At 64.3% G+C, this 26,087-nt stretch carries 24 protein-coding genes and 1 tRNA gene; 13 read left to right on the plus strand and 12 right to left on the minus strand.

Annotated features, from left to right (window positions below; translation table 11 throughout):
- Positions 1 to 40: 40 nt before the first annotated feature.
- Entirely contained in the window at positions 41 to 1,723 is a 1,683-nt protein-coding gene (locus ACG0Z6_RS08260) for an electron transfer flavoprotein-ubiquinone oxidoreductase (protein ID WP_394460301.1), read from the plus strand.
- A 28-nt stretch (positions 1,724 to 1,751) separates the two neighbouring features.
- Here the strand turns inward: ACG0Z6_RS08260 and ACG0Z6_RS08265 are convergent, their stop codons facing one another.
- Both ACG0Z6_RS08265 and ACG0Z6_RS08270 read right to left on the minus strand, forming a co-directional pair.
- Complete coding sequence (locus ACG0Z6_RS08265; RefSeq protein ID WP_394460303.1) at positions 1,752 to 2,351, minus strand: GNAT family N-acetyltransferase; 600 nt, start codon at positions 2,349 to 2,351, stop codon at positions 1,752 to 1,754.
- 49 nt (positions 2,352 to 2,400) lie between these two features.
- Positions 2,401 to 3,384 (minus strand): NAD-dependent epimerase/dehydratase family protein, encoded by a 984-nt coding sequence (locus ACG0Z6_RS08270; protein WP_394460305.1) that lies wholly within the window; start codon positions 3,382 to 3,384, stop codon positions 2,401 to 2,403.
- A gap of 91 nt (positions 3,385 to 3,475) precedes the next feature.
- On the opposite strand from ACG0Z6_RS08270, the gene ACG0Z6_RS08275 reads away from it, so the two are divergent.
- Positions 3,476 to 4,369 carry a LysR family transcriptional regulator gene (locus ACG0Z6_RS08275; RefSeq protein ID WP_394460307.1) on the plus strand — a complete coding sequence of 298 codons (894 nt, stop codon included), beginning with the start codon at positions 3,476 to 3,478 and terminating at the stop codon, positions 4,367 to 4,369.
- Between the two features lie 104 nt (positions 4,370 to 4,473).
- On the opposite strand, the gene ACG0Z6_RS08280 is transcribed toward ACG0Z6_RS08275, so the two are convergent.
- From ACG0Z6_RS08280 to cysS, 6 genes are all read right to left on the minus strand, one after another.
- A tRNA-Ser gene (locus ACG0Z6_RS08280) sits at positions 4,474 to 4,566 on the minus strand.
- A gap of 50 nt (positions 4,567 to 4,616) precedes the next feature.
- On the minus strand, positions 4,617 to 5,885 hold the full coding sequence (locus ACG0Z6_RS08285) for an aspartate kinase (RefSeq protein ID WP_394460309.1): 1,269 nt from the start codon (positions 5,883 to 5,885) through the stop codon (positions 4,617 to 4,619).
- 112 nt (positions 5,886 to 5,997) lie between these two features.
- On the minus strand, positions 5,998 to 7,368 hold the full coding sequence (gene tilS, locus ACG0Z6_RS08290; protein ID WP_394460311.1) for a tRNA lysidine(34) synthetase TilS: 1,371 nt from the start codon (positions 7,366 to 7,368) through the stop codon (positions 5,998 to 6,000).
- A gap of 112 nt (positions 7,369 to 7,480) precedes the next feature.
- Entirely contained in the window at positions 7,481 to 8,452 is a 972-nt protein-coding gene (locus ACG0Z6_RS08295) for an acetyl-CoA carboxylase carboxyltransferase subunit alpha (RefSeq protein ID WP_394460313.1), read from the minus strand.
- Between the two features lie 58 nt (positions 8,453 to 8,510).
- The gene (locus ACG0Z6_RS08300; RefSeq protein WP_394460315.1) at positions 8,511 to 9,164 is read right to left on the minus strand and encodes a DNA-3-methyladenine glycosylase family protein; all 654 of its coding nucleotides are present in this window, start codon (positions 9,162 to 9,164) and stop codon (positions 8,511 to 8,513) included.
- Positions 9,164 to 10,540 (minus strand): cysteine--tRNA ligase, encoded by a 1,377-nt coding sequence (cysS, locus tag ACG0Z6_RS08305; protein WP_394460316.1) that lies wholly within the window; start codon positions 10,538 to 10,540, stop codon positions 9,164 to 9,166. Before cysS ends, ACG0Z6_RS08300 begins: the two co-directional genes overlap by 1 nt.
- Before the next feature lie 214 nt (positions 10,541 to 10,754).
- Between cysS and ACG0Z6_RS08310 the strand changes: the two genes are divergently transcribed.
- The 5 genes from ACG0Z6_RS08310 to ACG0Z6_RS08330 all read left to right on the plus strand — a co-directional run bounded on the left by ACG0Z6_RS08310 (position 10,755) and on the right by ACG0Z6_RS08330 (position 14,046).
- Positions 10,755 to 11,309 (plus strand): tetratricopeptide repeat protein, encoded by a 555-nt coding sequence (locus ACG0Z6_RS08310; protein WP_394460317.1) that lies wholly within the window; start codon positions 10,755 to 10,757, stop codon positions 11,307 to 11,309.
- Positions 11,310 to 11,387: 78 nt separating this feature from the next.
- Positions 11,388 to 11,948, plus strand: coding sequence for a peptidylprolyl isomerase (locus tag ACG0Z6_RS08315; protein ID WP_394460319.1), 561 nt, complete (start codon positions 11,388 to 11,390; stop codon positions 11,946 to 11,948).
- Between the two features lie 8 nt (positions 11,949 to 11,956).
- Positions 11,957 to 12,451 (plus strand): peptidylprolyl isomerase, encoded by a 495-nt coding sequence (locus ACG0Z6_RS08320; protein WP_394460990.1) that lies wholly within the window; start codon positions 11,957 to 11,959, stop codon positions 12,449 to 12,451.
- A gap of 12 nt (positions 12,452 to 12,463) precedes the next feature.
- The gene (locus ACG0Z6_RS08325; protein ID WP_394460320.1) at positions 12,464 to 13,264 is read left to right on the plus strand and encodes a UDP-2,3-diacylglucosamine diphosphatase; all 801 of its coding nucleotides are present in this window, start codon (positions 12,464 to 12,466) and stop codon (positions 13,262 to 13,264) included.
- A complete protein-coding gene (locus ACG0Z6_RS08330; RefSeq protein ID WP_394460322.1) occupies positions 13,261 to 14,046 on the plus strand; it encodes a M90 family metallopeptidase in 786 nt (261 codons plus the stop codon). The genes ACG0Z6_RS08325 and ACG0Z6_RS08330 overlap by 4 nt, the downstream gene beginning before the upstream one ends.
- 22 nt (positions 14,047 to 14,068) lie before the next feature.
- Here ACG0Z6_RS08330 and ACG0Z6_RS08335 read toward each other — a convergent pair whose 3' ends face one another.
- The gene (locus ACG0Z6_RS08335) at positions 14,069 to 15,727 is read right to left on the minus strand and encodes an ABC transporter permease (RefSeq protein WP_394460323.1); all 1,659 of its coding nucleotides are present in this window, start codon (positions 15,725 to 15,727) and stop codon (positions 14,069 to 14,071) included.
- Between the two features lie 74 nt (positions 15,728 to 15,801).
- On the opposite strand from ACG0Z6_RS08335, the gene ACG0Z6_RS08340 reads away from it, so the two are divergent.
- The 6 genes from ACG0Z6_RS08340 to ACG0Z6_RS08365 all read left to right on the plus strand — a co-directional run bounded on the left by ACG0Z6_RS08340 (position 15,802) and on the right by ACG0Z6_RS08365 (position 22,253).
- Complete coding sequence (locus tag ACG0Z6_RS08340; protein ID WP_394460325.1) at positions 15,802 to 16,929, plus strand: ABC transporter ATP-binding protein; 1,128 nt, start codon at positions 15,802 to 15,804, stop codon at positions 16,927 to 16,929.
- Positions 16,930 to 17,129: 200 nt separating this feature from the next.
- Positions 17,130 to 18,593: a S41 family peptidase gene (locus tag ACG0Z6_RS08345; RefSeq protein ID WP_394460327.1), complete on the plus strand. Its 1,464-nt coding sequence runs from the start codon at positions 17,130 to 17,132 to the stop codon at positions 18,591 to 18,593.
- A 158-nt stretch (positions 18,594 to 18,751) separates the two neighbouring features.
- Complete coding sequence (locus tag ACG0Z6_RS08350) at positions 18,752 to 19,510, plus strand: HesA/MoeB/ThiF family protein (RefSeq protein ID WP_394460328.1); 759 nt, start codon at positions 18,752 to 18,754, stop codon at positions 19,508 to 19,510.
- A 28-nt stretch (positions 19,511 to 19,538) separates the two neighbouring features.
- The gene (locus ACG0Z6_RS08355; protein WP_394460992.1) at positions 19,539 to 20,408 is read left to right on the plus strand and encodes an LOG family protein; all 870 of its coding nucleotides are present in this window, start codon (positions 19,539 to 19,541) and stop codon (positions 20,406 to 20,408) included.
- A 16-nt stretch (positions 20,409 to 20,424) separates the two neighbouring features.
- Positions 20,425 to 21,354 carry an arginase gene (gene rocF / locus ACG0Z6_RS08360; RefSeq protein WP_394460329.1) on the plus strand — a complete coding sequence of 310 codons (930 nt, stop codon included), beginning with the start codon at positions 20,425 to 20,427 and terminating at the stop codon, positions 21,352 to 21,354.
- A complete protein-coding gene (locus ACG0Z6_RS08365; RefSeq protein ID WP_394460331.1) occupies positions 21,351 to 22,253 on the plus strand; it encodes an EamA family transporter in 903 nt (300 codons plus the stop codon). Before rocF ends, ACG0Z6_RS08365 begins: the two co-directional genes overlap by 4 nt.
- A gap of 13 nt (positions 22,254 to 22,266) precedes the next feature.
- Here the strand turns inward: ACG0Z6_RS08365 and ACG0Z6_RS08370 are convergent, their stop codons facing one another.
- From ACG0Z6_RS08370 to hutG, 3 genes are read right to left on the minus strand one after another with little or no spacing between them, the layout of a single operon-like run.
- Positions 22,267 to 23,817 carry a methyl-accepting chemotaxis protein gene (locus ACG0Z6_RS08370; protein WP_394460333.1) on the minus strand — a complete coding sequence of 517 codons (1,551 nt, stop codon included), beginning with the start codon at positions 23,815 to 23,817 and terminating at the stop codon, positions 22,267 to 22,269.
- A gap of 48 nt (positions 23,818 to 23,865) precedes the next feature.
- Positions 23,866 to 25,254 (minus strand): formimidoylglutamate deiminase, encoded by a 1,389-nt coding sequence (gene hutF, locus ACG0Z6_RS08375; RefSeq protein ID WP_394460335.1) that lies wholly within the window; start codon positions 25,252 to 25,254, stop codon positions 23,866 to 23,868.
- Positions 25,251 to 26,081, minus strand: a complete 831-nt coding sequence (gene hutG, locus ACG0Z6_RS08380) for an N-formylglutamate deformylase (RefSeq protein WP_394460337.1) — start codon at positions 26,079 to 26,081, stop codon at positions 25,251 to 25,253. Before hutG ends, hutF begins: the two co-directional genes overlap by 4 nt.
- Between the last annotated feature and the right edge of the window lie 6 nt (positions 26,082 to 26,087).

A 26,087-nucleotide genomic window follows, 5' to 3' on the forward strand; every position in this document is an offset into this window, starting at 1 on the left:
CCCAAACCTGTCCCTCGCAGCAGTACGACAAAGGAATCGCATGACCTCCGCAGAATTACTTGAACAATACGGCCCCCGCGACAGCATGGAATACGACGTGGTGGTCGTTGGCGGCGGGCCTGCGGGTTTGTCCACCGCCATTCACCTCAAGCAGCTGGCCGCCCAACAGGGTCAGGACGTGTCTGTGGTGGTGCTGGAAAAGGGCTCTGAGCCCGGCGCCCATATTCTGTCGGGCGCGGTGATGGACCCACGCGCCCTCACCGAACTGTTCCCCAATTGGCAAGAGCTGGGTGCGCCGCTGCACCAAAGCGTCACCGCCGATGAAGTGCTGTTTCTGAGTGCCGATGGTGCACGCACCACACCGCAATGGCTCATTCCGGAGTGCTTTCACAACCACGGCAACTATGTGATCAGCCTGGGCGCTGTCACGCAGTGGCTGGGACAACAGGCCGAAGCCCTGGGCGTTGAGATCTTCCCTGGCTTTGCCGCCGCCGAGGTGCTCTACGACGAGCAAAACCGCGTGCGCGGTGTTGCCACAGGCAATATGGGTTTGGGCAAGGACGGTCAGCCTCACGACGGCTTCCAGCTCGGCATGGAGCTGCTGGGCAAGTACACCATCTTTGCCGAGGGTGCTCGTGGCCATCTGGGCAAGCAACTCATTGCCAAGTACCAACTCGACGCCGGACGCGACCCGCAAAGCTACGCCATTGGCATCAAAGAATTGTGGGAAGTACCGGCCGAGCAAGCCAAGCCAGGCTTGGTGGTGCACACCGCCGGCTGGCCCATGAACGCCGACACCTATGGCGGCGGCTTTCTCTACCACCTTGAAGGCAACAAAGTCACTTTGGGCTATGTGGTGGGGCTGGACTACGCCAACCCCTGGCTGTCGCCGTTTGAGGAAATGCAGCGCTGGAAAACCCACCCCAGCATTCGCAAGCACATCGAAGGCGGCAAGCGCCTGGGCTATGGCGCGCGCGCCATCACGGCCGGTGGGCTCTTGACCCTGCCCAAGCAGGTATTCCCCGGCGGTGCGCTGGTGGGCTGCGACGCAGGCTACTTGAACGCAGCCCGCATCAAGGGCAGCCACGCCGCCATCAAGAGCGGCATGCTGTGCGCCGCTGCGGTGGTGGAAGCCCTGGCTGCGGGGCGTGAGCGCGACGAACTCCATGCCTACCCCAGCGCATTCGAAAAGAGCTGGCTGCACGAGGAACTCCAGCAGTCGCGCAACTTCAAGACCTGGTTCAAAAAGGGCAACGCCGTGGGCGCGCTCATGACCGGCATTGAGCAGTGGCTGCTGCCCAAGCTGGGCGTGAAAAGCCCGCCGTGGACCCTGCACCGCGACAAGCCTGATCACGCCTTCCTGCGCCCCGCGGAGGTCATGCCCAAAATCGACTACCCCAAGCCTGACGGCAAGATCAGCTTTGACCGCCTCTCCTCGGTGTTCGTCTCCAACACCAACCACGAAGAAAACCAGCCCGCCCACCTCACGCTCAAAGACGCCAGCGTGCCCGTGGCCCTCAATCTGGCCCGTTATGCAGGCCCCGAGCAGCGCTACTGCCCGGCGGGTGTGTACGAGTTCGTCAACAAAGACGGGCAGGACCAGTTGGTGATCAATGCGCAGAACTGCGTGCACTGCAAGACCTGCGACATCAAAGACCCCTCACAAAACATCGTGTGGGTCACCCCCGAGGGCGGCGGCGGCCCCAACTACGCGGGCATGTAACGCCACCCATGCAGTTGCAGGCCCGGCTTCAGCGCGCCAGGGCTTGCAGCCGCAGCTTCACGCTGGGCCAGTCTTCATCGGTGATGGAGAAGTACACCGTGTCGCGCACCCGCCCCGATTCGATCACCACGTGGCGGCGAAAAATACCCTCTTGCACCGCACCGAGCCGCGCAATGGCGCGGCGCGACGTCTCGTTCAAGGCGTCGGTTTTGAGCTCCACACGGTGCGCACCCAGCGTTTCAAACGCGTGCGTCAGCAGCAGTGTTTTGGCCTCGGTATTCACTCCTGAGCGCTGGTGGCTGGTGGCCACCCAAGTCCAGCCAATCTCCAAACACCTGTCTTTGGCAGCGATATTGCCAAAGCGAGTGCTGCCCACCAGTTGCCCGCCAAGCACGTCGCGCAGCACAAAGGGCAAGGCTTTGCCGCTGGCCTGATCAGCCAGCGCGCGCTCCACATAGGCCTGCATCTGTGCGGGCGTGCTCACACTGCTGGGTGTCCAACGCCACAAGGCGGGGTCCAGTCCGCAAGCACAGAGTTCATCCACATGCGCCAAGCTCATGGGCTCTAAACAAACCCAGCGACCACGCAGGGTGACGGGCTCGACCTGCAAAGCGGAAATGGGGCTCATGGTGCTCCTCAGCCATTGAGTCACCATCGTAATGGCAGGCTCTGCCCGCTCACACACTCGTTGCGGCCACCCCAATGCCCAGCGCCACAAGGCTGCGCTGCAAGGCCACATCCAGCGGCGTGGCCGCAGGCAAGGCCACTCGGTGGCTCAGCGCACTTCCGTCCAATGCATGCGGTCGCAGCCAGAGATAGCGCATTTCCAGCACTTCACGCCAGGGCCGATGCAATGGCGCCAACGCCCGTATCCAGCCCCAAGGAAACGCACCCGTGCGAAACCCCTGGGCCGGGCGCACACCCAGTGCCGACGCCGCTGTAACCAGGCCACGCAGCAGCTCCTGCCCCGTGAGCGTATGGCCTGCAAAATGCAAAACCTCGTAGGGTGCGATCGCTGGCGCAGCCGCCACCCGCTCGAAGGCCTGCGCCAAGTCCGGCAGGTAGGCCCAAGCGTGGGGAACATCCAGTGGTCCGGGGTAGACCAGCTTGCCGCGCGTCAAGTTCTTCACGACCGCCAAATCAAGCCAGCTCCCAGAGCCGCCGCCAAAGAAGTCACCGGCGCGTATCACCACACAACGCAAGCCATGACCCTGCGCGTGTGCAGCCTCTGCCGCAGCGCACATTGCCTGCTCCATGGCTGCGCGAATCTGGGCCTTGGGGTGGTCAGGCAGCTGCGGGTCTGACTCCCGCAGCTGCGGCCGGATCTGAGTACCGTAGTTGTAAACATTGCCCGGCAGCATCAGCCTCGCCCCGAGCTGATCGGCCACCGCCAAGCCCTGGTGCAAAAGCGACAGAGCCTGGCTCTGCCACTGCGCATAGGGCGGGTTGAGGGCATGCACCACCACACTCGCACCTGCTGCTGCTGTGGCCAAAGCGGCAGGGTCGTCCACGGCCAATTGCAGTGGCTGCACGCCCTGCGGCCATGGCACAGCCGCAGCACGACGTGTCTGCGCCAGCACACGCCATCCCGCATGGGCAAAGGCATGCACGGCAGCCAGACCAAAGCGACCATTGGCACCCAAGATCAACACCGTTTTCATGCCCGCTCCTCAAGTTTTCATGCGCTCATTTTTGGCGCCCTACAGTCATTTAAAAACCTATGATCAGCGCAATCCTGCTATGCAAATTCGCATGAAAATGGACTTCGACTGGCGCCTCATCAAGAGCTTTTTGACAGTGCTGGACACTGGCAGCCTGATGGGTGCGGCGCGGCTGACAGGCGCCCAACAACCTACCCTGGGCCGCCATATTTCGGAACTGGAATTACAGCTGGGCGCACCGCTGTTCGAGCGCACGGGGCGGGGCCTTATCCCGACTGCAGCGGCCCTGGATATTGCTGAAGCAGCGCGGCATATGCAGTCGGGCGCTGACGCGCTATCGCGACGCGTCACCGGCTGCCATCAGGCCACCACTGGCACCGTGCGCATCACCGCCAGCGAGGTGGTGGCCTGCTATTTGCTGCCACGGCTGCTCACCCGACTGCGCCAGCAAGAGCCCGGCATTCAGGTGGAGTTGGTGGCATCCAACCGCATCGACAACCTGCTGCGGCGCGAGGCCGATATTGCCGTGCGCATGGCACGTCCGCAGCGCCAGCAAAGCTTGCTTGCACGCAAGCTGGCCGATGTCCCAGTGGTCATGGCCGCCCACGAAAGTTATTTGGCGCGCGCCGGAACGCCGCTGCACAGCAGCGATTTGCTGCAACACAGCCTCATCGGCTACGACCAGGACGACACCATCTTGCGCGGGTTTGCCAAGCAAGGCATACCCATACCACGCGAGGCCTTTGGTCTGCGCACCGACAACCACCTCGCCTACGGCCAGTTGCTGGCCGCTGGGGCAGGCATTGGCTTTGTTGCCGCCTACAACCTGCGCCACTGGCCCGGTACACAGGTGGTGCTGCCGGAACTGGAAATCCCATCCCTGCCCTGCTGGCTGGTGGTGCACCGCGAAATTCGCAGCAACGCGGTCATTCGCAAGGTCTACGACCATCTGGCTCAAGCCATCACTGAGGAACTCCAGAGCTGAGCGGCACAGCAGCGAGTGGAATGCAAGCCAGAAAACAAAAAGCCCCGCATGATGCGAGGCTTTGAGCGCTTGCCAATTGAAAACTCAGCTGGCAAGTCATGTTTTGGCGGAGACGGAGGGATTCGAACCCTCGATGCAGGTTTTGCCCACATACTCCCTTAGCAGGGGAGCACCTTCGGCCACTCGGTCACGTCTCCAACCGGTGAAGCTGTAACTATAGCACGGCTTCAAACACGCAAATTCAAACTCAGGCTGCTTCTTGGTCCAAATCGAAGGCCTTGTGCAAAGCTCGCACAGCCAATTCCATGTACTTCTCGTCGATGACCACCGAGGTCTTGATCTCGCTGGTGGTGATCATCTGGATGTTGATGCCCTCTTCCGAGAGTGAACGGAACATCTTGGAGGCCACGCCGACGTGCGAGCGCATGCCAATGCCCACGATGGAGACCTTGCAGATCTTGGCGTCACCCACCACACGCGCCGCCCCGGTGGCTGGCGCTACGGTGCGCTCCAGCAATTCCATGGTGCGTGCATAGTCGTTGCGGTGCACGGTGAAGCTGAAGTCGGTTTTTCCTTCTTGCGACACGTTTTGGATGATCACATCGATGTCGATGTTGGCTTCCGCCACCGGTCCCAGGATTTGGAACGCAATGCCAGGCTTGTCGGGCACGCCCAGCAAGGTCACCTTGGCTTCGTCGCGGTTGAAGGCAATGCCCGAGACGACGGCTTGTTCCATTTTTTCGTCCTCTTCAAAAGTGATCAGGGTGCCGGACTTGGCTTCCTCGTTGATATCAATATCCCAGGGCGTGAAGCTCGACAGCACACGCAGCGGCACACGGTATTTGCCAGCAAATTCCACCGAGCGGATTTGCAGCACCTTGGAGCCCAGCGACGCCATCTCCAGCATCTCTTCGAAGCTGATGGTGTGCAGGCGCCGGGCTTCGGGAACGATGCGCGGGTCGGTGGTGTAGACGCCGTCCACATCGGTGTAAATCAGGCACTCGTCAGCCTTCATGGCCGCGGCAATGGCCACGGCCGATGTGTCGGAGCCACCGCGGCCCAGCGTGGTGATGTTGTCTTCCTCATCCACCCCCTGAAAGCCGGTGATGACCACCACCTTGCCAGCGGCCAGGTCAGCGCGCACGCGTTGGTCGTCAATGCTCTCAATGCGGGCTTTGGTGTAGGCCGAGTCGGTTTTCACGGGCACTTGCCAGCCCGTGTAGCTGACGGCTTCCATGCCCTCGGCTTGCAGGGCAATCGACAAGAGCCCGACTGAAACCTGCTCGCCGGTGGCGGCAATCATGTCGAGTTCGCGCATCAGCGCAGGCGTGCTGGAAGCTGGCGAGAGCTCCTTGGCCAAGCCCAACAGACGGTTGGTTTCTCCGCTCATCGCCGAGGGCACCACCACCAGTTGATGTCCAGCGCGCACCCATTTGGCGACGCGTTTGGCCACATTGCGAATGCGGTCGGTGGATCCCATCGATGTTCCACCGTATTTATGAACGATCAATGCCATGGGAAGTCTTTGTGTATGCGCGGAAGTGAAACAAAGTGGTGCGCCGCGGCCGCAACGCTCGATTCTAGGTCAGCATGAGTCAATGCCCGGATGACATAGGCAAACAAGCGTGTTACGGCGCGCGGTGTTGGATGCATGCATCGCCCCCAGGCACCGCCAGGCCCTCTGGCACCCAGCGCAGAGCCACGCGTGACGCACCGGGCAGTGCGCAAGCTCTGGCGTCCAAACCCAGCCCTGGCACAAACACCAGCATCTGCCCCTGCCAAAGCAAGGGCCCGCTACGCGCAAGCGCGGGCACACCGCGCTCTTGCCAACATTTCTTCAAGCGCCTCGCCACCGCATAAGGCCCGTCTTGAAATTGCTCCCCACCGCTGCGCGGGCGCAATTGCAGGGCACTCAAGAGCGCCAGCGGCACAGAACGCTCGTGCAGCTGCACGGGTGCGTTCTCGGGCACTTCTGAAACCCACATGGCGCCACGCCAAGCAGGCACAGGCCAAACACCGGGCCCGGTGATCGACAGTGCCTGCTCAGCCACCCCTTCCTCGGCTGGAGTCTGGGCTCGAACACTCAGGCTGCCGCGATAGAACAGCAAGACGCGCGACTCTCCTGCAATGCCCCGCGGCAGCGGCCACTGCGCGCTGCACTGCAAGAGCGCAGGCAATTCCGCCTGCAGCCGTGTCACCAAGCTCGCAGGCGCTGCTTGCCCCAGCACACGCCCCAACCAAGCACGCAAGGCATTGGCGCGCCGAGCCGGACTCAGAGCCAGCCAGGGCGCCAGATTCAGATGGGTCTTTCTGGCAGCACATTGCGCCAAGTCCAAATCAGCCATCTCTTGCTCTAGGGCGAGCGCCTGTTGTGCCCACTGAGCCGAGGCACACAGCGCCGTTTCAGCACCAGGAAATTGAGCCAGCAGCTGGGGAAAGACCCGTTGGCGCAGACGGTTGCGCGCAAAGCGTGGGTCTGCATTGCTGGGGTCTAGCACCGGCCGCAATCCGTGGTGATGGATATAGGCCTCGATGACTTCGCGGCGTTGCTGCAGCCAAGGGCGGACCCACAGCACCCCCTGGCGCCACTGCTGGGCGGGCATGGCTGCCAAGCCAGCGCTGCCCGCGCCGCGCAGGGCCTGCAGCATCCAAGTCTCAGCCTGGTCCCGCCGGTGGTGAGCTAGCAAAAGCAACGAGGCTTGGCACTGCCGCAGCATCTCCTGCAAAGCCTCGTAGCGCCCGGCCCGTGCCCACGCTTCCACGCTCTGACCGGGCTGCGGCTGACCTTGCAGACGCTGCCAAAGCAAGGCCACGGGCAGCCCCTGTTGTGTCCACTGAGCCACCTGCGTTTGCAACTCTTCCACCCAGGCATCGGCCTGCGCCTGCAAACCATGGTGAACGTGCAAAGCCCAGACCTTGAGGCCCAGCCCAGCGGCCATGCGGGCTGTGACATGCAGCAGCGCCAGCGAATCAGGACCACCGCTGCAGGCGACAGCCACGTTGCGCGGTGGTTCGGTAGATTCTGAATCTGGCCCAAAAGGAAACGCCCGAGGCCTTGAACTCAAGGTCTCGGGCGATGCACTTGCTTCAGCCTCGAAAGCGGCCTGCGGCTCAGCGGGACTTGGTGTCGCTGAAGCGGCCATAGGCCTGCAGCCGTTCATAGCGACGGTCCAGCAATTCCTTGGTCTTGAGGTCGGAGACTTGGCGCAGCGCGTCGCCCAGGGCGCGCTTGAGGTTGGAGGCCATTTGCTTGTGGTCGCGGTGTGCGCCGCCCACGGGCTCACTCACAATTTTGTCCACTAGGCCCAGGGCCTTGAGGCGATGGGCGGTGATGCCCAGTGCCTCGGCAGCGTCGGAAGCGCGGGCTGCCGTTTTCCACAAAATGGAAGCGCAGCCTTCGGGGGAAATCACCGAGTAGGCCGAGAACTGCAGCATCAACACCTGGTCCGCCACCCCAATGGCCAAAGCGCCGCCAGAGCCGCCCTCACCAATCACCGTGGCGATGATGGGCACTTCCAGCTGCGCCATTTCGAAGATGTTGCGGCCAATGGCCTCGGACTGCCCACGCTCTTCGGCACCGATGCCAGGGTAGGCGCCCATGGTGTCGATGAAGGTGAACACCGGCAGGCCGAATTTCTCGGCCAGCTTGAGCAAACGCAGCGCCTTGCGGTAGCCCTCGGGGCGGGGCATGCCGAAGTTGCGCAGCGTGCGTTCTTTGGCGTCACCGCCGCGCTGATGACCGATGACCATGCAGGCCTGACCGTTGAAGCGCGCCAAGCCACCAACAATGGCAGCATCGTCAGCGAAATGGCGGTCGCCGTGCAGTTCTTGGAAGTCCGTGAAGACTTCTTGGCAGTAGTCCAGCGTTTGTGGGCGCTGCGGATGCCGCGCCACCTGATAGACCTGCCACGGCGCCACATTGCCGTAGATGTCTTTGGTCAGTTGCTGGCTTTTCTTGGACAGTCGATCGATTTCTTCGGAAATATCGACCGCCGATTCGCTCTGCACGTAGCGCAGTTCGTCGATTTTGGATTCCAGCTCGGCAATGGGTTGCTCGAACTCAAGGAAATGTCGTTTGCTCATCCTGCTCGCTCTCTCAGCTACAAGGCCTTGCTCCGAATTGGCAAGGCGGGGGCAGTTTTCAGTAATCCACGGGCAGCGGATCGAGGCTGCGCCAAATGTACCATGTGGCTACAGAGCGGTAAGGGGCCCAACCCTCACCCAGCTCCCGGGCCTCGGCACGCGAGACCGGCTCGCCGCTGAAGTAATGCTGGCCTATGCCTTTGAGCAGGCCCACATCGTCCAGAGGCAGCACATTGGGTCGCATGAGGTGGAAGATGAGGAACATCTCCGCCGTCCAGCGACCAATGCCACGAATGGCCACCAACTCGTCGATGATGGCCTCATCGTCCATATGCGCCCATTGGCGCACATGCACCCGGCCCTCCTCGAAGTGGCTGGCCAGATCGCTGATGTATTCCACCTTGCGCATGGACAAGCCGGCTCCGCGCAGCTGCGTGGGGTCCAGGGCCAGCACATCGGCGGGCTTGATGCGCGTGGTCGGGCCACTCAGCAGTTCGGCAAAGCGGTCCCACACGGCCTGCGCGGCCTTGACCGAAATCTGCTGCCCAACCACCGAACGGGCCAGCGTGGTGAAGGCATCACCACGGCTTTGCAGCCGCGCCTCGCCGAACTGCGGGATGAGCTTTTTCAGCACCCGATCACGCTTCATCAGGTGCTTGCAAGCTTCGTCCCAGTAGTCCGGAGTCACTCCGGCGGTGCCTGGTCTGCCCATCAGGATTTCACCCAGGTCGTGCCCGTGGCCGAGTCTTTCAAGACAATGCCTTCAGCGGCCAGCTCGTCGCGAATGCGGTCGGCCAGCGCAAAGTCCCGCGCGGCTTTGGCCGCAGCACGTGCGGCAATCCGGGCCTCAATGGCCTCTGCCTGCACACCACTGCCGGCTTGCAAAAAGGCCTGCGGGTCTTGCTGAAGAATGCCCAGCACCGCGCCCAAGGCCTTGAGCTGTGCAGCGTCTGCCGCCGAGCGTGTGCGGTTGACTTGCCCGGCCAACTCAAACAAAGCAGCCAGCGCGGCGGGGGTGTTGAAGTCTTCATCCATGGCCGCTTTGAAAGCGGCGGCATGAGGCTGCTGCCAATCCAGTGCCACATCAGGCGCAGCAGGCACGGCTTGCAGCGCGGTGTAGAGCCGCCGCAGCGCTGCACGCGCATCGTCCAGCGCTGCGTCGCTGTAGTTGATGGGGCTGCGGTACTGCGTACGCAGCATGAAGAAGCGCACCGTCTCGCCATCGTAGGACTTCAGCACATCTTGAATGGTGAAGAAGTTGCCCAAGCTCTTGGACATCTTCTCGTTGTCGACATTCAAAAAGCCGTTGTGCAACCAGTAGCGCACGAAAGGTTTGCCCAGAGCGCCCTCGCTTTGCGCGATTTCGTTTTCGTGGTGCGGGAACTGCAGGTCCATGCCGCCACCGTGGATGTCGAAGGTCTCGCCCAGCACCGCGCAGCTCATGGCCGAGCACTCGATATGCCAGCCTGGGCGCCCGGGACCGTAGCTGCCTTCGTATTTGGCGTCGACAGGCTCGTCGGCCTTGGCCGCTTTCCACAGCACAAAGTCCAGCGGGTCTTGTTTGCCGTCGTCCACGGCCACGCGCTCACCGGCACGCAAATCATCCAGACTGCGGCGCGAGAGCTTGCCGTAGCCCTCGAATTTGCGCACCGAGAAATTCACATCGCCATTGCTGGCGCGGTAGGCCAAGCCCTTGCGCTCCAGCGTGCCGATCATGTCCAGCATCTGGCCCACGTACTCCGTGGCGCGCGGCTCGTGTGTGGGCGGCTCGATGCCCAATGCGCCGATGTCGCGGTGCATGGCGGTGATCATTTCGTCCGTCAGCGCGCGAATGCTGATGCCGCGCTCCACGGCGCGCTTGATGATCTTGTCTTCGATGTCAGTGATGTTGCGCACATAGGTGACGCGAAAGCCCGAAGTCTTGAGCCAGCGCTGCACCACGTCAAAAGCCATCATCATGCGCGCATGCCCGATATGACACAGGTCGTAGATCGTCATGCCGCACACGTACATGCGCACGTGGCCAGGTTCAATGGGCACAAAGTCTTCGACCACGCGGGTCAGCGTGTTGTAGATGCGTAGAGGCATGAAGCGAAGGAGAGGCAGCGTTGAGCCGCGAAAATTGCACCCGCGAGGGTGGGACGCGATAGCGCACGCCATGCGGCGCACAAGACTTTAGAATCCTCCAGTATACCGGCGCGACCCCAGAACCCGGGCTCCACCGACCCACCGACACACGCCCTGGCGGCATAGAACAACCCCTTCTCCCCTCGCCTGCCAAGCTGGCGCACTCATGAACCGGATGAACCGAACTTCCCTTCGCGCAACGCTAACGGGCCTGCTGCTGGGCTGCTTTTTGGCCTTGGACGCAGGCGCCTCAACGGCCGCTGAAGCGCAGGCACTTTGGCAAGCCGGCAAGCGCGAACTAGCCGTGCAAGCCGCCGAAAGCGCCTTGCAAGCCAGCCCTCAGGACCTGCGCCTGCGTTTTTCTCTGGCGTCCATGCTGCTCGACATGCAGCAGCTTGATCGTGCCCAGGCCCTGCTCAAGCAGCTGACGCAGGACTACCCCGACCTGCCCGACCCCCACAACAATCTGGCCGTGGTCTACGCTGCACGCGGCGATTTGGAACAGGCCCGCGCGCAGCTCATGCTGGCCCTGACGGCCAACCCCGAGCACCCGCAAGCTTTGGAAAACTTGGGGGATGTGCTGCTGCGCTTGGCCCAACAAGCCTATGAGCGTGCGCAAAAGTCTGCGCCGGGCGATACCAGCGCGCTGGTGCTCAAATTGCAACGTCTGCGCGCACTCAACAGCCAACCGAGCGTGACACGCCCACCCCAAGAAGGTGCCCAGCGCTGAAGTCCGTGCACGGCCCTGGCTGCGCTCAAGCGCAGCGTGCAGTCTTTCTTTGACCCCACCAACCCATCGGCCAACACCATGATTCGAACCCTTTGCATCCTGCTGGCAAGTACGTTTGTGAGCCTCAGCGCCGCGGCCCAAGTGGTCAAACTCAGCACCACCGAGGGCGAGATCCGCATCCAACTCGATGCGGAGAAAGCCCCCAAGTCCACAGCCAACTTTCTGCGCTACGTGAAGTCGGGGCATTACAGCGGCACGGTGTTTCATCGCGTCATCGACGGCTTCATGATTCAAGGCGGCGGCTTTGACACCGCCTTGAAGCAAAAACCCACGCAAGCGCCCATTCCGCTGGAGAGCCGCAACGGGCTGAACAATGTGCGCGGCAGCATTGCCATGGCGCGCACCGGCGACCCCAATTCGGCCACCGCCCAGTTCTATATCAATGTGGTCGACAACCCCATGCTGGACGCTGCCAACTCGCGCGATGGCTTGGGCTATGCCGTGTTTGGCCAAGTCATCTCCGGCATGGACGTGGTGGACAAGATCCGCGCCGTCCCCACCGAATCACGCGGCATGCACGCCAACGTGCCCGTCAAACCCATCATCGTCAACAAGGCCACTGTGGAGCCCCAAAAATGAGCAACCCCATCGTTGAACTGCACACCAACCAAGGCGTGATCCGCCTGGAGCTGGATGCCGCCAAGGCACCGATTTCGGCCAACAACTTCCTGGCCTATGTGCGCCGCGGCCACTATGACGGCACCGTGTTTCACCGCGTCATCAAGGGCTTCATGATTCAAGGCGGCGGCTTTGACACCGCCATGAAGCAAAAGCCCACCGAAGCCCCCATCCCGAACGAAGCCAACAACGGGCTCAAAAACGTGCGCTACAGCGTGGCCATGGCCCGCACCAACGACCCGCACTCGGCCAGCGCGCAGTTCTTTATCAACACCGTTGACAACGATTTCCTGAACTTCAAGTCCGAGACCCCTGCGGGCTGGGGCTACGCCGTGTTTGGCATGGTGACCCAGGGCAGCGAAATCGTCAGCGCCATCGAGAAGGTCAAGACCGGCCGCAGCGGCTTCCATTCGGACGTGCCTGTGGAGCCCGTGGTGGTGGAACGCGCCGTCGTGGTCGAGTAAGGCACAGCGCCCATGCAGACCGCCGCGTTGCCCTCGCTGGGCCAGCCCCTGAGCATGCTGGACGCAGCGCCTCAGTGGCGCAGCATTGAGTTTGTCTCAGACCTGCACCTCTGCCCAGAGATGCCTCAAACGCTGCACAGCTTTGAGCGCTATCTGGCGCACAGCGAGGCCGACGCACTGTTCTTGCTGGGCGATGTCTTCGAGGCCTGGGTGGGTGACGACGCGCGCCTGGAACCCGGCTTTGAAGCGCAGTGCTGCGCCCTGCTCAAGCAAGCGGCGGCGCGTCGAGCGCTCTACTTCATGCACGGCAACCGCGATTTTTTGCTCGGGCCCGACATGGCACGCGACTGCCAGATGACGCTGCTGAACGACCCCGTCGTTTTGCAGGCCTTTGGGCAGCGCTGGCTCATCAGCCACGGCGACGCGCTGTGCCTGGAAGACCAGGCCTACCAGCAAGCCCGCCTGCAGCTGCGCAGCCCGGCATGGCAGCAACAGGTGCTGGCGCAACCCCTGCCCGCGCGGCGCGCACTGGCCCAGCAAATGCGCGCGCAAAGCCGTGCCCACCAGGCCAAGCCTGAGAACTGGGCCGATGTGGACAACGCAGCGGCCGCGCTGTGGCTGACCGAATCTGGCTGCGCCACCCTGATCCACGGCCACACCCATCGCCCGGGCACGGTTGAACTGGGCGCGGGGCAAAAGCGTGTGGTGCTCTCAGACTGGGAGCCCAGCGCCACACCGCCTCGCGGTGATGTGCTGCGCCTCACCGCCCAGGGGCTTGAGCGGCTCGCATTGGACTTTTCAGTCCCGGCATGACGGGGCTTTGGGCCCGCTGGCAGGTTTGGCGTGAAGCACGCCTGCTGCGCCAGCACGCCATCCCCGAGGCGCTGTGGCAAGCCACGCTGGCGCGCTACCCCTTCTTGAACTGGCGCAGCCCCGAGGACGTGCAGCGCCTGCGCCAACTCGCTACCCTGTTCCTCACGCGCAAGGAATTCCACGCCGTGCCGCCGCTGCAGCTCAGCGACGAGATGGCCGTGGCCATTGCCGCGCAAGCCTGCGTGCCCATCTTGCATCTGGGACTGCGGCGCTATGAAGGCTTTGTGGGCATCGTGCTGCACCCGCAAGCGGTACACGCAGCGCGCGAGCACCATGACGACATCGGCCTGGTGCACCAGTACGACGAGGAGCTGGCCGGCGAAGCCATGGAGGGCGGGCCGCTCACCCTGGCCTGGAGCGAGGTGCAGGCCACCGATTCGGCCTCGGCCTACAACGTCGTCATCCACGAATTCGCCCATGTGCTGGACATGAACAACGGCAGCAGCGACGGCGTGCCCACCCTGCCCAGCGCCGCGGCGCGGGCAGCTTGGCAAAACACGCTCATGACGGAGTGGGACTGGCTGTGCGGCGAGGCCGTGGTGGGCCGCCCAACGGTGGTCGACCCTTACGGCGCGCACTCGCCAGTAGAGTTTTTCGCCGTGGCCAGTGAAGCATTCTTTGTAGCCCCCGGCGCGCTCAAAGCGCAACGACCTGCGCTCTACGCGCTGCTGGGCAGCTACTTCGCCCAAGACCCCGCGGCCTGGGCGCCGCCCCAGGGCTGAGGCTCACACCGCAGCAGCCCCCTCAGCGCTGCTGCTGACGCAGGGCGCGGTAGAGCATGAGCACAGGTGCCAGCCCCACCAGCACGATGGTGAGCGCGGGCAGTGCTGCCTCGCCCAAGCGTTCATCCCGCGCCAGCTGGTAGGCCACCACGGCCAGGGTATCACTGTTGAAGGGGCGCAGCACCAGCGTGGCTGGCAGCTCTTTTATGACATCCACAAACACCAGCAGTGCCGCAGCCAAGGCCGTGCGGGTCAGCAGCGGCACGTGCAGCTCCAAAAACAAGCGCCGACGCGAAGCCCCCAACATGCGCGCACTCTCATCCACCAGCGGCGAGATGCGAGCGTAGCCCGACTGCACGGTTTGCAGCGCCACTCCGGAAAAGCGCACGAGGTAGGCGTAAATCAAGCCAAAGATGGAGCCCGTCATGAGCGTGCCCAGCGGCAGCTCCGGCCACATGCGCTGCACCCAGGCCAGGGGCAGCAGCAAACCCACGGCAATCACGGCGCCCGGCACGGCATAGCCCAAGGCCACCACGCGCGCCGCCGCTCGCAACAAGCGCCCCTGCGCACGCGCGCCCAGCGAACTGTGGCCAGGCTGCGGACGCTCCCGCAGTGCCGCGCCCAGCACCAGCGCCATGCCCACGGCAGCGGCAGCGGCCAGGGCCGCGAGCTTGAAGCTGGTCCAGGCCCACTGCAAATAGCGCTCCCAGTTCAGGCTCAAGTAGGGGTCGAGCTGGGCGTGCTGCCACTCCAGGAAGAACAAACGCAGCAGCACCAGCACCGGCAGCACAAAGCCCAGCACGATGGGCAGCGCGCACATCAGCCAAGCCGCCACTGCAGCCACACCGCGCAGGCGAATGGGGCGCGCCTCAGCCGCATGCTGTGCGCCGCTGCGCGTGCTGGCGTAGCGCAGCTTGGCCTGCGCACGCTGCTCCAGCCACAGCAGCAAAGCCACCACCACCAAGAGCATGGAGGCCAGTTGTGCGGCAGCGGCCCGATCGTTCATCACCAGCCAGGCCTTGTAAATGCCGGTGGTGAAGGTGGACAGGCCAAAGTAGGCGCCCACGCCGTAGTCGGCCAGCGTTTCCATCAACACCAAAGCCACGCCAGCAGCCAGCGCTGGACGCGCCAGGGGCAAAGCCACTTCCAGCACGCGCCGCGCCGGGCCAGCACCCAGCAGGCGCGCGGCCTCCATGAGCGCCACGGCGCGCTCGGCCAGCGCAGTTCGCGTCAGCAAATACACATAAGGGTAGAGGGTCAGCACAAACAGCAGCACCGCACCCCAAAGGCTGCGCGGGTCGGGCAGCACCGCGCCCGTGCGCCCGGTCCAGTCGCGCAGCGCCACTTGCAGCGGGCCGCTGAACTGAAAGAAGTCGGTGTAGGCATAGGCGGCCACATAGGCCGGCATGGCCATGGGCAGCAAGAGCGCCCACTCCAGCCAGCGGCGGCCCGGGAAATCAAACAAGCTCACCGCCGCAGCGCAAGCCCCGCCCAGTAGCGCCACGCCCAGCGCCACCATCACTGCCAACTGCAGCGAGGTGCCGATGTACTGCGGCAGCACCGTCTCAGCTTGGTGTTTGAGCAGCGCCAGTGCGGACTCATCCAAGCCCAGCCATGACAGCAAAACCGACAGCACCGGCAGCGCCAGCAACAAACAAACAAGGGTGATCAGACGGCGCAAGGTGCAGGCTCAAAAAGAAGGCTTCAGGAATGCGAATACACCGCATTCATGCGGGGAAGGACTATCATAGTCGGATGTTTCTCGCGCTTGAACAGGTGGGGTTGCGTTACCCCCAGACCAGCGGCCGCCGCGATGCGGTGATCAGTGTCAGCATGGCTTTGGAACAAGGCCAAATCGGCGTGCTCATCGGCCCTTCGGGCTGCGGGAAGACCTCGCTGCTGCGCGCCGTGGCGGGCTTGGAGCGGCTGCACAGCGGGCGCATCAGTGTGGCGGGCGACTGTGTCGCTGACGCCGAGCAGGGCCTGCACCTGCCGCCCGAGGCGCGCCGCATCGGCATGGTGTTTCAGGACTATGCCCTCTTCCCGCATCTCACCATTGCGCAGAACGTGGCCTTCGGGCTCAAGCACCTGCCGCGCGCAGAACGTGCTGCCCGAGTGCAGGACATGCTGGAGCTGGTGGGTTTGGCCCACGCTGCACAACGCGCGCCGCATCAGCTCTCAGGCGGACAGCAGCAACGCGTGGCCTTGGCCCGGGCGCTGGCCCCCGCGCCGCGCCTGCTGCTGCTGGACGAGCCCTTCTCCAGCCTGGACGTGGACTTGCGCGAGCGACTCTCACAAGAGCTGCGCGCCATCTTGAAGCAAGCAGGCACCACCGCGCTGTTTGTGACCCACGACCAGGCCGAAGCCTTTGCCATTGGCGACAGCGTGGGCGTGATGCACCAAGGTCGCCTCGAGCAATGGGACGCGGCCTACACCGTCTACCACCGCCCTGCCACGCGCTTTGTGGCCGAGTTCATCGGCCACGGCGTGTTCGTGCCCGCGCGGGTGGAAGCGCTGGAGCAAGGGCGGCGCGTGGTCACCCCGCTGGGCGAGGTGACCGGGCTGGCCGACCTGCGCCAGGCGCCGGACTACTGCCCCTTGGGCTGTGAGTGCCACCTCAACGACCCTGCCCCGCAAGCCTGCGATTTGCTGCTGCGCGCCGATGACATCGTGCACGACGACGATGCCCCCACCAAAGCACGCATCGAGCGCAAAGTGTTCCGCGGCTCAGAGTTTCTCTACACACTGAGCCTTGCAGGCGGCGAGCAACTCCTGGCCTTGGTGCCCAGCCACCATGACCACAAAGTGGGCGACTGGATTGGCATTCGCGCCGAAGTCGATCACGTCGTGACCTTTGCGCGCACCCCAGCAACCCCGGTTTGAAGCACACCCGTGCGGGAAGCACCGGAATTGAGCCGCTTTTCGCACAATGGCCAAGCTCCTCGCTCCCTGCACAAATCAAGGGCGCCCTCTATACTGAAGCTGCGGGGACGCTGGTCGCGGCGCGATCGATATTGAGTCAATTTTGATAAGCGCGGCAATCCCCGGCAGTCAAACGGGTCGCTGAAAAGGAATCTCACCCCATGGGCAGCAAATTGAAGGTCGCAGGTTGGGTGGCGCTTGGCGCCATGGCTGGCGTACTGACCACCATGCAGTTGCAGGCCAACGCCCGCAGCACCTTGTCCCCCTTGCCACTGGAAGAACTTCAGCAACTGGCGGCGGTGTTTGGCATTGTCAAATCCGATTACGTTGAACCCGTTGACGAGAAGAAACTCATCAGCGACGCCATCTCCGGCATGGTCTCGGGCTTGGATCCGCACTCGCAGTATTTCGACAAGAAAAACTTCAAAGAATTCCGCGAAAGCACCAGCGGCAAATTTGTAGGCGTCGGCATTGAAATTGGCATGGAAGACGGTTTGGTCAAAATCGTCTCGCCCATCGAAGGCTCCCCGGCCTACCGCGCAGGGCTCAAAAGCGGCGATTTGATTTCCCGCATCGACGACACGGCGGTGCGCGGCCTCACGCTGGACCAAGCCGTCAAGCGCATGCGTGGCGAGCCCAACACCAAGGTGCAGCTGAGCATCTTCCGCAAGTCCGAAAGCCGCACCTTCCCCGTGACCATCACGCGCGAGGAAATCAAAGTGCAAAGCGTGCGCGCCAAAATGGTCGAGCCCGGCTACGCCTGGGTGCGGCTGACGCAGTTCCAAGAGCGCACTGTGGACGACTTCGCGGCCAAGCTCGCCGAGCTCTACAAGCAAGACCCCAAGATCAAAGGCGTGGTGCTGGACCTGCGCAACGACCCCGGCGGCCTGCTCGAAGGCGCGGTGGCTGTGTCTGCTGCCTTCTTGCCCAAGGGCGTGGAGGTGGTCTCGACCAACGGCCAGATTGCTGAGGCCAAGGGCAGCTACCGCGCTGACCCCGACCACTACCTGCGCCGCGGCAACGCTGACCCGCTCAAAAAGCTGCCCGAAGCCATCAAGAAAGTGCCGCTGGTGGTGCTGGTCAACGGTGGCTCGGCCTCGGCCAGTGAAATCGTGGCGGGCGCGCTGCAAGACCACAAGCGCGCCATCGTGATGGGCGAGCAGACCTTTGGCAAAGGCTCGGTGCAGACCGTGCGCCAGATTGGCCCCGAAGCCGCCATCAAGATCACCACCGCGCGCTACTACACGCCCAGCGGCCGCTCCATCCAAGCCAAGGGCATCGTGCCTGATGTGATGGTGGACGAAACCGCAGAAGGCAATGTGTTTGCCGCGCTGCGCACGCGTGAAGCCGATCTTGAAAAGCACCTGGCAGGCAAGGACGAAGACCCCGCCCGCACCAAGGAACTGGAACAAGCGCGTGAGGAAGCGCGTGCCAAGCTCGAAGCCGAACTGGCCAAGAACAAGGACGCCATCAAACCTCTGCCGGAATTCGGCAGCGCCGAAGACTTCCCGCTGCAGCAGGCGCTCAACCAGCTCAAAGGCCTGCCTGTGGCCGTGTCCAAAGCCGCGGTGTCGCAAAAGGCCGAGGCCAGCTCAGCCGCGGGCACGGGCAAGAGCAAGGACTGAGCACGCATCACCGAGCGGCCGCACAAGGCCCCACGACACAGCGCCCCCGCCCTCAGCGGGGGTTCTTGTTTGCACGGCCACTTGTGCGCCGAACAAGCACCCAATTTCCAACTTGAACCTGCCCTGTGGCCCTGCGCCGCAGGGCTATGCTGTCAGCCATGAACGACGAGCAATTGCTGCGCTACTCCCGCCACATCTTGCTAGAGCCTTGGGGGGTAGAAGGCCAGGAGCGCGTGCTGGCCGCGCATGCGCTGATCATCGGTGCTGGCGGGCTGGGCTCGCCCGTGGCCCTGTACTTGGGCAGTGCCGGTGTGGGCCGCATCACGCTGGTGGACCCCGACCAGGTGGACGTGACCAATCTGCAGCGCCAGATCGCCCACAGCCTGGCGCGCGTGGGGCAGGACAAAGTGGCCTCGGCGGCCGCGGCCATTGCTGCCATCAACCCTGAGCCCCAAGTCCAGGCCCTGGCCCAGCGTGCTGACGCCCAGCTGCTGGACGAGCTGGTGCCACAAGCCGATGTGGTGATTGACTGCAGCGACAACTTCGAAACACGCCAGGCCGTCAACGCCGCCTGCGTGCGCCACCGCCGCCCGCTGGTGTTTGGCTCGGCGCTGGGCTTGGATGGGCAGCTGTCGGTGTTTGACCCGCGCCGCGCCGACTCGCCCTGCTATGCCTGCATCTTCCCGCCCGAAGCCCCGCCGCCACCGCAGCGCTGCGCGCTCATGGGCGTGTTGGCCCCGCTGGTGGGTGTGATTGGCAGCCTGCAAGCGGCCGAGGCCCTCAAGCTGATGGCCGGCGTGGGCAGTGCTTTGGTCGGACGTCTGTGGCTGCTGGACATGCGCCACACCGAGCAGCACAGCATTGCGCTGGCGCGCCGCGCTCGGTGCAGCTGCTGTGGCACCCCCGACCCAGTTTGAGTTTGATGTCGTCAAGGAGGTAATGAGCATGATCAAAAAGAGCAAGCTGGCCGCCCGCAACTTTCCCAGCGCCAAAGAAGAGGCGCACCGCCCCGAGCCGCAAGCGCCGGTGTCTGCCGCCTACCGGCTGGCCTTCACGGACGAGGACTTTTTGCTGCGCGAGGAGCTGCGCCCCGTGCGCATGCAGCTGGAGCTGCTCAAGCCCGAGCTGGTGCAGCAAGAGCTCGGCATTGAACACACGGTGGTGATTTTTGGCAGCGCCCGCATTCCCGACACCGCGACGGCCCAGCAGCGCCTTGAAGAGGCGCAGCGCTCGGGCGACGCGGGCGCGCTCAAACGCGCGCAGCGCGACCTCGACATGAGCCGCTACTACGAAGAGGCGCGGCGCTTTGCCGCCTTGGTCACCGAGCAGACCATGCACAACGAGCAACCGCTGTTCGTGGTGACCGGCGGTGGCCCCGGCATCATGGAAGCGGGCAACCGCGGCGCGCACGAAGCCGGTGGGCGCTCCATCGGGCTCAACATCGTGCTGCCCCACGAGCAGTACCCCAACCCCTACATCACGCCAGAGCTGTGCTTTCGCTTCCACTACTTCGCCCTGCGCAAGATGCATTTCCTCATGCGCTCGGTGGCTTTGGCCTGTTTCCCGGGCGGATACGGTACCCTAGACGAACTCTTTGAAACCCTCACGCTGGTACAGACTGGAAAATGCCGGCGTCGTCCCATTCTGCTGTTTGGACGTGACTTCTGGTCGCGTCTCATCAACTTTGAATTGCTGGTAGAGACCGGCATGATCAGCCCGGGCGACGAACACCTCTTCCATCTGGTGGAAACCGCCGATGAAGCCTGGGCACTGCTGCGTGCCGAGTACGACATCGGCAACCCCAGCGGCGAATAAGACTTGTGACCCTCTCATGACCATTTTGCGTTCTGTCTCCCTCATTGGCGCCCCAACAGATATCGGCGCTGGCGCGCGCGGCGCCAGCATGGGCCCTGAAGCCCTGCGCGTGGCCGGCATCCGCGAGGCGCTGCAAAGCCACGGCGTCGACGTGCAAGACCGCGGCAACCTCAACGGCCCCTACAACCCCTGGCTGCCGCCCGTGGATGGCTACCGCCATCTGGCCGAAGTCACCGCCTGGAATCAGGCCGTGCATGACGCGGTGTACGCCGAGCTGCGCCAGGGCCGCATGCCCATCCTGCTGGGCGGCGACCACTGCCTGGGCCTGGGCTCCATCAGCGCCGTGGCACGCCATTGCCGCGAGGCCGGCAAAAAGCTGCGCGTGCTGTGGCTGGATGCTCACGCTGACTTCAACACCAGCGAGCTCACGCCCAGCGGCAACATCCACGGCATGCCCGTGGCCTGCCTGTGCGGCTTTGGCCCCAAAGAGCTGGTGGGCATGGGTGGCTTCAGCAAAGAGTCCCCGGCCATCAGCCCCAAGTGGGTGCGCCAGATTGGCATTCGCAGCGTGGATGAAGGCGAGAAGCGCTTTGTGCATGAGCAGGACCTGGAAGTCTTTGACATGCGCTACATCGACGAGATGGGCATGCGCCACACCATGGAGTTGGCCCTGGCCACGCTGGACGCCAACACGCACTTGCACGTGAGCTTTGACGTGGACTTCCTGGACCCGGCCATTGCCCCGGGCGTGGGCACCACGGTGCCGGGCGGCCCCACCTACCGTGAGGCCCAGCTGTGCATGGAGATGATTGCCGACACGGGCTTGATGGCCTCGCTGGACGTGATGGAACTCAACCCCGCGCTGGACGAGAAGAACAAGACGGGTTTGGTGGCAGTGGACCTGATTGAGTCGCTGTTCGGCAAATCCACCCTGATGCGCAAGTGAACTCTCAGCCCCTTGCCGGGGCTGCGCGCCCCGGGCTCCTGCGCGACACGCTGATCACCGCGCTGGTGCCCATCATGTGGGGCAGCACCTTCATCGTCACCTCTGAGCTCTTGCCGCCCGGGCGTCCGCTGTGGGCGGCACTGCTGCGCACACTGCCTGCGGGCGTGCTGCTGCTGGCGCTCTACCGTGAATGGCCCCGTCGTGCAGACTGGGGCCGATTGCTGCTGCTGTCCTTGCTCAACATCGGTCTGTTTCAGGCCCTGCTCTTCACTGCCGCCTACCGCCTGCCTGGTGGCATCGCCGCGGTGGCGGGCTCGGCTCAAACCTTGGTGGTCTTGGGTTTGATGTGGGCAGTGCTGGGTCAAGCGCCGCGCCCAGCGGCCGCACTGGCTTGCTGCATGGGTGTGCTGGGCATGGGGGTGATGCTGATCTCGCCCGAGTCGCACTTCGATGCCATTGGCGTGGCGGCCGCATTGGGCGGCGCGCTGTGCTTTGGCACGGCAGTGTTTTTGGGCAAGCACTGGTCGCTGCGCCTGAGCCTGCCAGCACTGGCGGGTTGGCAGTTGCTGTTGGGCGGTCTGATGCTGCTGCCTGCGGCCTTGCTGTTTGATACCCCCCTGCCCAAGCTGACGCCCACGCACATGCTCGCCTATGGCTACCTGGGGCTGTTTGGTGCGCTCCTGGCCTACCTGCTGTGGTTTCGTGGCTTGCAGCGCTTGCCAGCCGTGGCTGTAGCCTCGCTGGGCCTGCTCAGCCCGGTCACGGCGGTCATGCTGGGCTGGCTGCTGCTGGGCCAAAGCTTGGGGCTGCAGGCGCAGCTGGGCATGGTGATGGTGCTGGGCAGCGTGCTGGCGGTGCAGCTCATGGGCAGCGCCCCCGGCGGCCACTCGCGCCGCTAAGGGCTACTTGCACTCACAGGCGGAACACTGCCACCGAGCCTGTGAGCTGCTCAGCCTGATGCTGCAGGCTTTGCGCGGCAGCGGCGGACTCTTCCACCAGCGCAGCGTTTTGCTGGGTCATTTGGTCCAGCAGCTCGATGGCTTCGCTGACGCGGCCGATGCCCACGTTTTGCTCGCGCGTGGCGTGTGACATGTCCTGCACCAGGGCGCTCACACGGCCAATAGACGTAGCAATCTCACCCATGGTGGCACCGGCACGCTCCACCTGCTGGGCGCCGCTGTCCACACGCTCGCCGCTGGAGGTGATGAGCTGCTTGATCTCTTTGGCCGCGCTGGCGCTGCGTTGCGCGAGGCTGCGCACCTCACCGGCCACCACGGCAAATCCACGCCCCTGCTCACCCGCACGCGCGGCCTCGACCGCAGCGTTGAGCGCCAGGATGTTGGTCTGAAACGCGATGCCGTCGATGACGGCGATGATTTCACCAATGCGGCGCGAGGACTGGCTGATTTCGCCCATGGTCTGCACAACATCACCCACCACGGCGACACCGCGCTGCGCCACCTGGGCCGACTCATTGGCCAGCGCGCTGGCTTGCTGGGCAGCGTCGGTGTTGTGGCGCACGCTGGCGGTGAGCTGCTCCATGGCGGAGGCTGTTTCCTCCAGCCGCGCAGCGGTTTGCTCGGTACGCTGACTCAGGTCCAAGGCACCGGCTGAAACCTCCCGGGCGGCCGTGGAGATGCTGTCCATGGAAGAGCGCACCCCCCCTACCACCTGGCGCAGAGAGTTCTGTAAATCGCAAACGCTGCCCATCAGCAGCGCCGTTTCATCGCGCCCGCTGGACTTCAGGGCTTGGCTGAGATCGTGCTCGGCAATGCGGCGCGTGGACTCCACCGCCTGCTGCAGGGGTAGCACGATGGAACGCACGTTGAACCAAGTGAAAACCGCCACGGCCACCATGCCCACCGCCATGGCCACCAGCAGTTGCACATAGATACGCTGTTGCCCTTCTTCGAGCTCGGCCACTTTTTCTTGCCCGTAGAGATTCAGCGCCGTGGTGAGCTCGTCGAGCTCTTTGTCCAGGGCCCGCACGGGGGCCTTGATCGGTTCTGTGGCCAGGTTGGCCTCGCGGGTGTCGGCAAACTCACCCGCACGCACACGCTGGATGATGCCGCTAAAGCCTTCGCGGTACTGGCGCAAGGGCGTCTGCAGACTCGCAAGCCGCTCCCGCAGCGTACCTTGAGGGGCCAGCGTCAGCATCTGGTCCAGATTGGTGGCCAAATTTTCGTGCTGTTTGAGCCAGCGCGCCTCGTAACGATGCAGCTGCTCCACGTCGCCGAGGTTGATCAGCAAGTCTTTCTCGAAGCGCCGCAGCTGGCCCACACCCGAGCGCAAATCAGCCATCTGCGTCAGCAGGTTCACATCGGTTTGCACATAGGCGGAAAACGCCCGCTCCGCACGCCCCAGGCTCCACAGTCCGTCCCCTCCAATCAGTCCCAACATGACCATGCAAAAACCGGCAAAGACGTACAGCCGGGACCGGATGCTGAAATTCTTGAGGGACATGCGACCGCCAGTACTTGTGACTTATTACCGGTCGCAAGCCTAGTCAGTTCATGAACCCGAGATCGCTGGAATAGCCCAGAGCTGACGCATCAATTCAGGCCAAGCCTCTGGCACAGGCTGTGGCGCCAACCAGCGCCCACCCACCATGGTGCGCGCCGCAGCGGCGGCACCAAGGGGTGCGCTGAACAAGAGACCGTCCATCCAGGCCGCATCGGGCCGGGCATGAACGTCGGCCAAACCCGGCAGCTGGGTGTGGAGCTGGCGCAGGTCTGCCCGCGCGCCCACCTGCAGGCCAGCCAGCGGCACCCGCGCTGCCGCCGCGCCGCCGCGCAGCGCGGCCTCAAACAGGCGCTCGCCCGTGCTGGCGTGCTGAGGCGGCTGGGCTGCCACGCAACGCCGCTGCAGCCCCAGGCGCTGGCCGTACTCCAGCCAGCGCAGCTCCTCCACCAAGTCCCGGCTCACATGGCTGTCTGAGCCTATAGACATGGGCACGCCCGCGGCCAGCCAGCCGTTGAGGTCGGCCAAGCCGTCGCCCAGATTGCCTTCAGTGCTGGGGCAAATCACCACGCCAGCGCCGCTGCGGGCGACAGCCTCGATTTCAGCGGGCGTGCTGTGCGTGGCGTGCACCAGCTGCCAGCGCGCATCAAGCCCGTACCGGCAGAGCTCTTCGAGGGGTCGCCGCCCGGTGGCGGCCAGACAGTCGCGCACCTCTTGCTGCTGCTCGGCCACGTGGATGTGGATGGGCACGTCAGCATCGCCCACCAGGGCTTGCAGCGCGCGGATATCGGCCTCGTGCGCAGCGCGCAGCGAGTGCAGAGCCACGCCCGCACGCACGCCGGGCAAGCGCGCGGCGTTGATGCGCTGGCAAGCACGCCACACCCAGGCGGCATCGGTGGCAAAGCGGCGTTGGTCGGGGCGCAGCTGCGGCTGGGCAAAGCCCGCATGGGCATAGAGCACGGGCAGCAGCGTCAGCCGCAGGCCCACGTCCTGCGCGGCCTGTGCCAGCGCCCAGGCCATGGCCAGCTCGTCCTCGTAGGGCTGGCCGTCCTCACGGTGGTGCAGGTAGTGGAACTCGCAGACCTCGGTATAGCCCCCGGCCAGCAGCTCGCTGTAGAGCTGCGTGGCGATGACGCGCAGCTGCTCGGGGCTCAGGCGCAAGGCCACACCGTACATGCGGTCGCGCCAGGACCAGAAGTCGTCGGCCGCCGCCTCGCGCCGCTCTGCCAGGCCCGCAAAAGCGCGCTGAAACGCGTGGCTGTGGGCGTTGACCACACCGGGCAGCAGCACGCCACTGAGCGCCTCAGCCCCGGCCGGGCAGGCCTGGCCCGCGGCGATGTGGCTGATGTAGCCATCGGCCCCGATCTCGATCAGCACATCGGCCTGCATGCGCCCATCGACCCAGGCCCGCGCGGCGTGCAAGCGTTGAGCGGCACTCATGCAGCGCCTCCTTGCTTGGCGGGGTTGGCCAGCAGATAGGCTTGCAAGAGCAGCTGCAAGAGCGGACGCACCTGGGCGGCACGCTCGGCGTCCACCTCATAGCCGGCCTGCCCCATGGGCAACTCTTGCATATAGCAGCCATAGGCCATTTCCAGCTGCACCGCTTGCCAGCCCAGCTGCGGCTGACCGTAGGCGCGCGTGATGTAGCCGCCCTTGAAGCGGCCGTCCGTCACCTGGGTGTAGCGATCTTGGGACTCCAGCACCAGCTTGAGCGCCTCGCGCGTGATGTGGCGGCAGGACTGGCCTTGGGCCGTGCCGAGGTTGAGGTCAGGCAGGCGGCCTTCAAACAGCCAGGGCAGCTCGCCACGGATGCTATGCGCCTCAAACAGCAAGGCCTGGCCGTGCTGCTGGCGCAGGCGTTGCAGCTCACCCTGCAAGGCCTGGTGATAGGGCTGCCAGTACTGCTCCAGGCGGCGCTGCTGCTCTGCGGCATCGGGGGCTTGCCCGTCGCGGTAGAGCGGCTCGCCGGTGAAGTGCCGCGTGGGGCACAGCTCGGTGTTGGACGCGCCGGGGTACATGGGCGTGTCTTGCGGCGGGCGGTTCAAGTCGATGAGGTAGCGCGAGTAGCGCGGGATCAGCAGGCCCGCCCCCAGGGCCTGGGCGATGGGGGCGTAGAGCTGCTCCAGATGCCAATCGGTGTCCTCGCTGGCCAGCGCCCGATCGGTGTAGCGATGGTGCTGGTCTTCGGGGATGAGGCTGCCCACATGGGGCATGCTGATGAGCAGCGGCGTGCTGCCTGGGCGCAGTTCAAAAACCGTGTGTTGCATGGTGTG

Source organism: Roseateles rivi, assembly GCF_043555845.1.
Lineage (GTDB): Bacteria > Pseudomonadota > Gammaproteobacteria > Burkholderiales > Burkholderiaceae_C > Roseateles > Roseateles rivi.

Bases quoted from the DNA above. Each gene is read 5' to 3' on its own strand.
- ACG0Z6_RS08260 (WP_394460301.1), top strand. From the start codon at position 41: ATGACCTCCGCAGAATTACTTGAACAATACGGCCCCCGCGACAGCATG.
- ACG0Z6_RS08265 (WP_394460303.1), bottom strand. From the start codon at position 2,351: ATGAGCCCCATTTCCGCTTTGCAGGTCGAGCCCGTCACCCTGCGTGGT.
- ACG0Z6_RS08270 (WP_394460305.1), bottom strand. From the start codon at position 3,384: ATGAAAACGGTGTTGATCTTGGGTGCCAATGGTCGCTTTGGTCTGGCT.
- ACG0Z6_RS08275 (WP_394460307.1), top strand. From the start codon at position 3,476: ATGAAAATGGACTTCGACTGGCGCCTCATCAAGAGCTTTTTGACAGTG.
- ACG0Z6_RS08285 (WP_394460309.1), bottom strand. From the start codon at position 5,885: ATGGCATTGATCGTTCATAAATACGGTGGAACATCGATGGGATCCACC.
- ACG0Z6_RS08295 (WP_394460313.1), bottom strand. From the start codon at position 8,452: ATGAGCAAACGACATTTCCTTGAGTTCGAGCAACCCATTGCCGAGCTG.
- ACG0Z6_RS08300 (WP_394460315.1), bottom strand. From the start codon at position 9,164: ATGGGCAGACCAGGCACCGCCGGAGTGACTCCGGACTACTGGGACGAA.
- cysS (WP_394460316.1), bottom strand. From the start codon at position 10,540: ATGCCTCTACGCATCTACAACACGCTGACCCGCGTGGTCGAAGACTTT.
- ACG0Z6_RS08310 (WP_394460317.1), top strand. From the start codon at position 10,755: ATGAACCGAACTTCCCTTCGCGCAACGCTAACGGGCCTGCTGCTGGGC.
- ACG0Z6_RS08315 (WP_394460319.1), top strand. From the start codon at position 11,388: ATGATTCGAACCCTTTGCATCCTGCTGGCAAGTACGTTTGTGAGCCTC.
- ACG0Z6_RS08325 (WP_394460320.1), top strand. From the start codon at position 12,464: ATGCAGACCGCCGCGTTGCCCTCGCTGGGCCAGCCCCTGAGCATGCTG.
- ACG0Z6_RS08330 (WP_394460322.1), top strand. From the start codon at position 13,261: ATGACGGGGCTTTGGGCCCGCTGGCAGGTTTGGCGTGAAGCACGCCTG.
- ACG0Z6_RS08340 (WP_394460325.1), top strand. From the start codon at position 15,802: ATGTTTCTCGCGCTTGAACAGGTGGGGTTGCGTTACCCCCAGACCAGC.
- ACG0Z6_RS08345 (WP_394460327.1), top strand. From the start codon at position 17,130: ATGGGCAGCAAATTGAAGGTCGCAGGTTGGGTGGCGCTTGGCGCCATG.
- ACG0Z6_RS08350 (WP_394460328.1), top strand. From the start codon at position 18,752: ATGAACGACGAGCAATTGCTGCGCTACTCCCGCCACATCTTGCTAGAG.
- ACG0Z6_RS08355 (WP_394460992.1), top strand. From the start codon at position 19,539: ATGATCAAAAAGAGCAAGCTGGCCGCCCGCAACTTTCCCAGCGCCAAA.
- rocF (WP_394460329.1), top strand. From the start codon at position 20,425: ATGACCATTTTGCGTTCTGTCTCCCTCATTGGCGCCCCAACAGATATC.
- ACG0Z6_RS08370 (WP_394460333.1), bottom strand. From the start codon at position 23,817: ATGTCCCTCAAGAATTTCAGCATCCGGTCCCGGCTGTACGTCTTTGCC.
- hutF (WP_394460335.1), bottom strand. From the start codon at position 25,254: ATGAGTGCCGCTCAACGCTTGCACGCCGCGCGGGCCTGGGTCGATGGG.
- hutG (WP_394460337.1), bottom strand. From the start codon at position 26,081: ATGCAACACACGGTTTTTGAACTGCGCCCAGGCAGCACGCCGCTGCTC.